Origin of the sequence: Streptomyces otsuchiensis, from assembly GCF_004305975.1 — a bacterium.
Taxonomy (GTDB): domain Bacteria; phylum Actinomycetota; class Actinomycetes; order Streptomycetales; family Streptomycetaceae; genus Streptomyces; species Streptomyces otsuchiensis.
On the sequence record NZ_BHZI01000280.1, the window covers coordinates 1 to 7,487 of the forward strand.

Below are 7,487 nucleotides of genomic sequence, written 5' to 3' on the forward strand. Positions count from 1 at the left end.
CCCACGAGACACCCCCGCCCGCCGCCGACCGGCGCCCCGAGCGGGGCGGCTCCACGCGTCCGGCACCGGTCGCCGCCGCCACCCGCCGCCGCCAGATCCTGCGCGAGGCCTCCCGGCTCTTCGCCGAGCGGGGCTTCCACGGCGTGGGCGTCGACGAGATAGGGGCCGCGGTCGGCATCAGCGGCCCGGCGCTCTACCGCCACTTCGCGGGCAAGGACGCCATGCTCGCGGAGCTTCTGGTGGGCATCAGCAGCCGGCTCCGGGACGGCGGACTGCTCCGGACGGAGGAGGCCGCCGCCAACGGCCTCTCCCCCGAGCGCACCCTGGACGCCCTGATCAGCGGCCACATCGACTTCGCCCTCGACGACCGGGCGCTGATCACCCTCCACGACCGGGAGCTGGACCGGCTCCCGGCCGACGAGCGCAAACGCGTCCGGCGGCTCCAGCGGGAGTACGTCGAGCTGTGGGCCGAGGTCGCCCGCGCCGCCCACCCGGAGCTGGACGAACGGCAGGCCCGGGCGACGGTGCACGCCGTCTTCGGCCTGCTCAACTCCACCCCGCACCTCAGCCGCCCCCACACCCTCCCCGACCGCGACGACACCGCCGCCCTCCTGCACCGGCTGGCCCGCGCCGCCTTCGCCGCCGCCGCGGGCTGAGCGCTGACGGGCGAACACGACGGGCCGGGTCCGGTGGGCCCACTCGCGGGTCCGGCCGGGTGACGATGTGGATATCCGGCCGTGGGCGGGTACGCGTCAGGCCGCGCACCCAACCCGCGGGGCCCGGCCACCGGGCCCCACGCCCCGAGGAGGAACCGCATGTCCAAGCCCCCGCTCCCCGACGAGGCGGTGGCCATGCTGGCCAAGCCGAACCCCGCCGTCATCACCACCCTGCGCTCCGACGGCCAGCCCGTCTCCGTCGCGACCTGGTACCTCTGGGACGACGGCCGGATCCTGGTCAACATGGACGAGGGCCGCAAGCGGCTCGCCCATGTGCGCGACGACCCGCGCGTCACGCTGACCGTCCTCGACGAGGGCAACTGGTACACCCACGTCAGCCTGATCGGCCGCGTGGCGGAGACCCGCCCCGACGAGGGCCTGGCCGACATCGACCGGCTCGCCCGGCACTACCTCGGCAAGCCCTACCCCGACCGGGAGCGCGCACGGCACAGCGCCTGGATCGAGATCGACCGCTGGCACGGCTGGGGCGCCATGAAGGACAACAGCCAGTCCGGGTGACGCCGCCGTCGGGCCCAGTTCCGTTTGACCTGATTTATGGCGGTGAGGAGACTGAGAGATCACCCGTTCCCGGAAAGGACCACCCATGCCCGAGGAGACCCGCCCACGCGTTCTGATCATCACCTCCAACGTCGGCGTCGAGCGGGATGAACTGCTCGTCCCCCGGGACAACCTCCGGGAGCGCGGTGCTGAGGTCACCCACGCCGCCGAGGAGCCCAAGGCGGTGCAGACCTTCCTGCACGACAGCGACAAGGACGTCACCGTCCAGCCCGACACCATCCTGGCCAAGGTCGACGCCAACGCCTACGACGTCCTGGTGGTCCCCGGCGGCACCGTCAACGCCGACAACCTGCGGGTGACGGGCGAGGCGGTCTCCCTGGTCCGGCGGTTCGCCACGGCGGGCAAGCCGGTCGCCGCCATCTGCCACGCGCCGTGGCTGCTGGTGGAGGCCAAGCTGCTTCCGGGCAAGACCCTGACCTCGTTCCACAGCCTGCGCACCGACATCACCAACGCGGGCGGCAGCTGGGTGGACCGGCCGCTGGTGCGCTGCGGCGAGAACGGCTGGGCGCTGCTGACCAGCCGCGACCCGGGCGACCTCGGCGACTTCTGCGAGGGGATCGCCAAGGAGGTCGGGCTCAGCGCCTGACGCGCCTGGAGTCCGCCCGCCGGCGGCCTCCGTGGCCGGCCCGGAAACCGACGGCGGGGTGCCCGCGACCACTCGGTCGCGGGCACCCCGCCGCTCTCGTTCACCTCACCGGTCCGGGCGGGGCCGCCCGGCCACCGCCCAGGCGCTCAGGCGGTCATGCACTCAGACGGTCAGGCACTCAGGCGGTCAGGCGGTCAGCTCCGTGCGGAGCGCGTCCCGCAGCCGGGCGGCCCGCTCGGCCACCGGCTCCGGCCCCAGTTCCATGGCCCGGCTGCACCACTCGCCGCCCTGACCCAGGTCTCCCCGCCGCGAGGCGAGCAGCGCCAGGTGCAGCGCGGAGCGGCCGTGCCCGGCCTCGGCGGCCCGGGTCCACCAGAGCGCGGCCTCGGGCTCCGCCCCCTCCCGGGCCAGCAGCAGCCCGAGGTTGAAGGCGCCGTTGCTGCTGCCGGCCTCGGCTGCCCGCCGGTACCAGTCGGCGGCCTCGACGATGGCGCCGCGCGCGGCGGCGCACATGCCGAGCCGGACCTGGGCCCGGCGGTGGCCCCGCTCGGCGGCGTAGGCGTACCAGCGCTCCCACTCGGGCCGGTCGTCGGCCTCCTCGTCGCCCTCGGCGAGCGCGCCCGGGTTTCGCGCGGCGCTGAACTCGGGCACCTCGCCCGTACCGGCGGCCCGCTCCAGCCAAGTGGCCAGCCGGAAGGCGCCCTCCGGGCTGCCGCCCTCGGCGGCGGCCCGCAGCATCCGTACGGCGGCGGCGCGCTCGGCGTCCGTGCGGCCCTCGCGCAGCCGCTCCATCCCGATCTGGAGCGCGGCCTCGGCGTGGCCGTTCTCCGCGGCCTGTTCGTACCAGCGGCGGGCCAGCGCGGTGTCGCCGCGCCCGGCGTAGAGGATGCCGAGGTTGAACGCGGCGTCCACGCTGCCGGACTCGGCGGCGCGGGAGAACCACGGCTCGGCGCCGTCCTCGTCGCCGCGCTGGAGCAGCAGCACCGCCAGCGCGTTGGCGGCCTCGCGGTGGCCCGCGTAGGCGGCGCGGCGGTACCACTGCTCGGCCTGGCCGCTGCGGCCCTGGTCGACGCAGAGCAGCCCGAGGTTGAAGGCGCCGTTGATGTCGCCCGCCTCGGTGGCGGCCCGGTACCAGCGCTGGGCCTCGCCGCGCTCGCCCCGCTCGGCGTGCAGCGCGCCCAGGGCGTTGGCGGCGGAGCCGTCGCCGTCGCGGGCCGCGCGGCGCCACCACTGCTCGGCGCCGTGCTCGTCGCCGGCGTCGCGCATCAGGAAGCCGAGCGCGCACGCGGCGCGCGGCTCGCCGGCCTCGGCGGCGTCGAGGTACCAGCGGCCGGCCTCGGCGAGCTTGCCCTGCTCCTCCATGAGCGCTCCGAGTCGCAGCGCGGCGCGGCGGTGGCCGCGGGCGGCGGCGAACCGGTACCAGGTCTCCGGGTCGTCGGCGAGTGAGGCGTAGCGGTAGGCGGCCTCGCGGTGGCCGCGTTCGGCGGCGGCACGGAACCAGGCGGTGGCCTCCGGGTCGCCGCGGTGGTCGAGCAGGTCGGCCAGGGCGTAGGCGCCGGAGTCGTGACCGGCGTCGGCGGCCTGGCGCAGCCAGTACTCGGCGGCGACCTCGTCACCGCGTTCGCGGTGCAGCCGGCCGAGCGCGTGCGCGGCGGCGGGGGAACCGGCGACGGCGGCGGAGCGCCACCAGGCGGTGGCCTCGTCGGTGCGGCCGGTCTGGTGGAGCAGCAGCCCCAGGTTGTTGGCGGCGGACCGGTCACCCGCACCCGCGGCGGCGCGCAGCGGCGCCTCGGCGCGTTCGAGATCGCCGCGCCGCAGCAGCCGTGCTCCCTCCCGTGCAGCGGAAGCACCGCTGTCGAACCTCGTCATGTCCCCCATAAGGTCCATCGTCGCACCACCCGAAAGCTGCGTGCACCCGGAATTGCACAGCACGCGAAGTCACTTGTAGGTTTGTCGACTTCCCGATATGGCTACCGTCAAACCACTGCCGCTCGGGGGAGTTGACCAAACCCGTGTGAAGTATCGCTGCCCGGCCACAGCCGTCCCATGACCGGCGGAGCCGGTGGGGTTCCGAACTGTTGCCCAAAGGCTGACGCCGGGCGGTGTGTTCACCGCCCGGCGTCACCGGTTCGCTGCCCCGCGTCACCCCGGAGGCCGCCGGGACCAGAATTCGGTCACCGGACAACCACCGTGGGCGACAACGGTGTTGGGTTGGTGTCGGCTCAGCCGACGGGGTTGAGGACCACCTCGGCGCTGCCGGTCAACGGCGGCAGGTCGTCCGCGCCCGGGTCGGTGTAGCTGGCGACGAACACACCGCGCAGGTTGTCCCGCTCGGGGTCGTGGCCGCCGGCCAGCGACGTGCGGATGGTGCCGGTGCAGCCCGCGGCGCTGGTCATCGGGTGACCGTGGTCGTCGTGACCGAGGATGTAGGTCACGGTGACCCGGTTGCAGTCGACCTCCTGGTCGTCGGTGACCCGCACCTCGAAGCTGACCAGCTGGCCGAAGGAGAACTCGTCACCGGTCTGCGGGGTGACGAACTCGACCACGGGCGCCTCGTTGCCGACCACGATCCGCACCTCGGCGGAGGCCGACTTGCCGCGGTGCTTGCCGCCCTGGTCGGTGACGGTCAGGTTGGCGCGGTAGACACCGTTCTTCTTGAAGGTGTGCGTCGGGTTGGCCTTGCGGGAGTCGATCTTGCCGTCCGACTCGAAGTCCCAGGCGTACTTCAGCTTGTCACCGTCGGGGTCGACGGTGCCCTCGCTGGAGAACCGCACGGTCAGCGGGGCCTGGCCGTCGGTGACGTCGGCGCTGACCTGCGGCACGGGGGCGTGGTTGCCCTTCTTGCCGATGTAGTCGATCCGGGCGAGCCGGGCCTCCTCGTTCTCCGAGAAGTAGCCCTTGCCGTACTCGAGGATGTAGAGCGCGCCGTCGGGGCCGAACTCCATGTCGATCACGGACGAGAGGTCGATGCCGGGGACGACGTCCTCGATGGCGACCTCACCGTTCTTCTGGACGTGGAAGCCCTTGACGTAGTCGCGGGTCCACTCGTAGAACAGCGGGGTGCCGTCGTACTGCTTGGGCCAGGCGACGGGGTTCTTGCCCTTGGTCGCCTTCTTGTCCCACTGGTAGGCCGGGCCGGCCATCGGGCCCACGCCACCGGTGCCGAGCTCGGGGAAGTGCTCGGAGAGTTCGTTGCCGTAGTAGACGTCCGGCTGCTCCACGGGCGGCAGTTCGGTCAGGCCGGTGTTGCGCGGGGAGTCGTTGACCGGGCTGGCGCAGTCGAACGCCTCGCCGGACTCACCGGTCGCGAAGTCGTAGTCGATGTAGGGCTGGTCGGGCGTGATGCAGTACGGCCAGCCGTGGTTGCCGGGCTTCTTGGTGGCGAACCACTTGCCCTGGCCGTACGGACCGCGCGCCGGGTCGGAGTCCTTGGCGTCCGGCGAGTAGTCCGCCACGTACAGCTCGTCGGTGCGCTGGTTCAGCTCGATCCGGAACGGGTTGCGCAGCCCCATCAGGTAGATCTCCGGCCGGGCGTCCGGGGTACCGGCCTTGAACAGGTTGCCCTTGGGGATGGAGTACGAGCCGTCCTTGTTCACCTTGATGCGCAGCACCTTGCCGCGCAGGTCGTTGGTGTTGGCGGAGGAACGCTGCGCGTCGAACGCCGGGTTGGACGTGGGCTGTTCGTCGATCGGCGTGTAGCCGTCGGACTCGAACGGGTTGGTGTCGTCGCCGGTGGACAGGTAGAGGTTGCCCTTGGCGTCGAAGACGATGTCACCGCCGACGTGGCAGCAGATGCCGCGGTCCTGCTCGACGTCGATGATCTCCTGCTCGGTGCTCAGGTCGAGCGTGCCGCCCTTGAGCTCGAAGCGGGAGAGCCGGTTGACGCCCTCGAACGGCTCGAAGTCCTCCGGGTCGCCGGTCCAGGGCGCCTCGCCCTCGTTGACGTCCGGGGTGGAGGGGTCATCGATCGGGGTGTCCAGCGGGGGCGCGTAGTAGAGGTACACCCAGCGGTTCTTCTTGCCGTCGAACTTGGGGTCGACGGCGACCGACTGGAGACCTTCCTCGTCGTTGGTGTAGACGTCGATCTCACCGGCGAGGGTGTTGAGGCCGGTCTTGGGGTCGTTGAGCCAGACCTGGCCGTCGCGGGTGGTGTGCAGCACCCGCTTGTCGGGGAGCACGGCGAGGTCGATCGGCTCGCCGGGCATGTCGTTGAGGACGACCTTCTGGAACTCCGAGTCCGCGGGCGGCGGTTCGGGGTCCCCGTGGCCGGGGTGGGCGGTGGCGGGCAGTGCCAGCAGAGACGCGGCCAGCACGGTGACCGCGGCTACGAGACCGGATCGGCGTATCACGGGCGTTCCTTGTCTTCGGTGGTTCGACGCTTGTCGGCGGAGATGGAGCCGGGGAGCCGGCCGGAGGGGCCCGCGGGGACCCCTCCGACCCCCCGGTGGGGGCTCACGGAGCCGTTCAGCGGCGGCACTTGGAGCTACGCAGGTAGCGGTAGCCGACCTTCGCCGTCTGGATGGGGGTGACGTCGGGGCTGTCGTTCTCGACGATGTACTCCTGCACGGAGTGCGCCCGGAAGATCCGGGGGAAGTCGATGAACCCGGTACCCAGGTCGGCGAAGTCACCGGTCTCGGGGTGGCGGTCCTTCACGTGGTACTGAAGGGTCTTCTGCGGCGCGCTGCGGATCACGTCGAGGGCGAAGCCCTCGGGGTCCCTGAGGCCGTCACCGCTCTCGATGCCGCCGGTGACCGCCCAGTAGAGGTCGATCTCCAGGTGGACCAGCCGGCGGTCGAGCCGCTCGGTCAGGATCGACCAGGGGGTGCGTCCGCGTCCGAGGTCGGTGGTGAACTCGTGCGCGTGGTTGTGGTACCCGTACTTCAGCCCGGCCTTCTTGGCCCGCGCCGCCTCGTGGTTCATCCGGTCCGCCCAGCGCTTCCACTCGTCGGCGCTGTCGGAGGCGAGGTAGGGCACGTTGATGTAGGACTGGCCCAGCGCCTTGGCGTTGGCGATCTTGGTGTCCAGCGCGGTGTTGTCGGCGCTGATGCCCTCGTGGCTGGAGGTGGCGCGGATGCCCAGCCGGTCGTAGAAGCGGCGCAGTTCCTTGGCCGTCCGGCCGAAGTAGCCGACGGCCTGCTCGATGCGCGGGTAGCCGATCTTCGCGATCTCGCGCATGGTGGCGTCGAAGCCGGGCTCACCGTTGAGGTCGGAGCGCAGCGAGTAGATCTGGATGGATATCAGGCCCGGCGGCACCAGCGGGCGTCCCGAGGGCTTCTCGGGCTTCTTGCCGTGCGCGGCCGCGGGACCCGCGGCCGCCAGTCCGGCGGCACCGACCGCACCCGCGGCAGCGGTGGCGACGGCACCGCGCAGCACGTTGCGGCGGGTGGAACCGCGCTGGGCGAGTGAGCGTTCCAGTGGGCGCTCGGCGTCGAATCCGTAACACATGGCGACTCCTGTTCTCCCGTTCCGGCGGCTCCGCGCGAAACGGTTGGGGGGATGTCCCCGGGTGGGGACACGAGGTGGCGCTTGGTGCGACGTTGAGGGATCAGGGCTGGGGACGGGGGTGGTTCGGCCGCCGGCGCCGGGCGGGCGAACCACCCCCGTCC

The 7,487-nt window shown here is 72.4% G+C and carries 6 protein-coding genes; 3 read left to right on the plus strand and 3 right to left on the minus strand.

Annotation, left to right across the window (positions count from 1 at the left end):
• Positions 1-95: 95 nt before the first annotated feature.
• The 3 genes from E0D90_RS21450 to E0D90_RS21460 all read left to right on the plus strand — a co-directional run bounded on the left by E0D90_RS21450 (position 96) and on the right by E0D90_RS21460 (position 1,881).
• Positions 96-656 (plus strand): SACE_7040 family transcriptional regulator, encoded by a 561-nt coding sequence (locus E0D90_RS21450; RefSeq protein ID WP_130799708.1) that lies wholly within the window; start codon positions 96-98, stop codon positions 654-656.
• Positions 657-815: 159 nt separating this feature from the next.
• Positions 816-1,235: a PPOX class F420-dependent oxidoreductase gene (locus tag E0D90_RS21455; protein WP_130799704.1), complete on the plus strand. Its 420-nt coding sequence runs from the start codon at positions 816-818 to the stop codon at positions 1,233-1,235.
• Between the two features lie 85 nt (positions 1,236-1,320).
• Positions 1,321-1,881, plus strand: coding sequence for a type 1 glutamine amidotransferase domain-containing protein (locus E0D90_RS21460; RefSeq protein WP_130799705.1), 561 nt, complete (start codon positions 1,321-1,323; stop codon positions 1,879-1,881).
• A gap of 186 nt (positions 1,882-2,067) precedes the next feature.
• On the opposite strand, the gene E0D90_RS21465 is transcribed toward E0D90_RS21460, so the two are convergent.
• From E0D90_RS21465 to E0D90_RS21475, 3 genes are all read right to left on the minus strand, one after another.
• On the minus strand, positions 2,068-3,759 hold the full coding sequence (locus E0D90_RS21465) for a tetratricopeptide repeat protein (protein ID WP_130799706.1): 1,692 nt from the start codon (positions 3,757-3,759) through the stop codon (positions 2,068-2,070).
• 344 nt (positions 3,760-4,103) lie between these two features.
• Positions 4,104-6,230, minus strand: coding sequence for a PQQ-dependent sugar dehydrogenase (locus E0D90_RS21470; RefSeq protein ID WP_174856241.1), 2,127 nt, complete (start codon positions 6,228-6,230; stop codon positions 4,104-4,106).
• Positions 6,231-6,345: 115 nt separating this feature from the next.
• On the minus strand, positions 6,346-7,326 hold the full coding sequence (locus tag E0D90_RS21475) for a sugar phosphate isomerase/epimerase family protein (protein ID WP_130799707.1): 981 nt from the start codon (positions 7,324-7,326) through the stop codon (positions 6,346-6,348).
• Between the last annotated feature and the right edge of the window lie 161 nt (positions 7,327-7,487).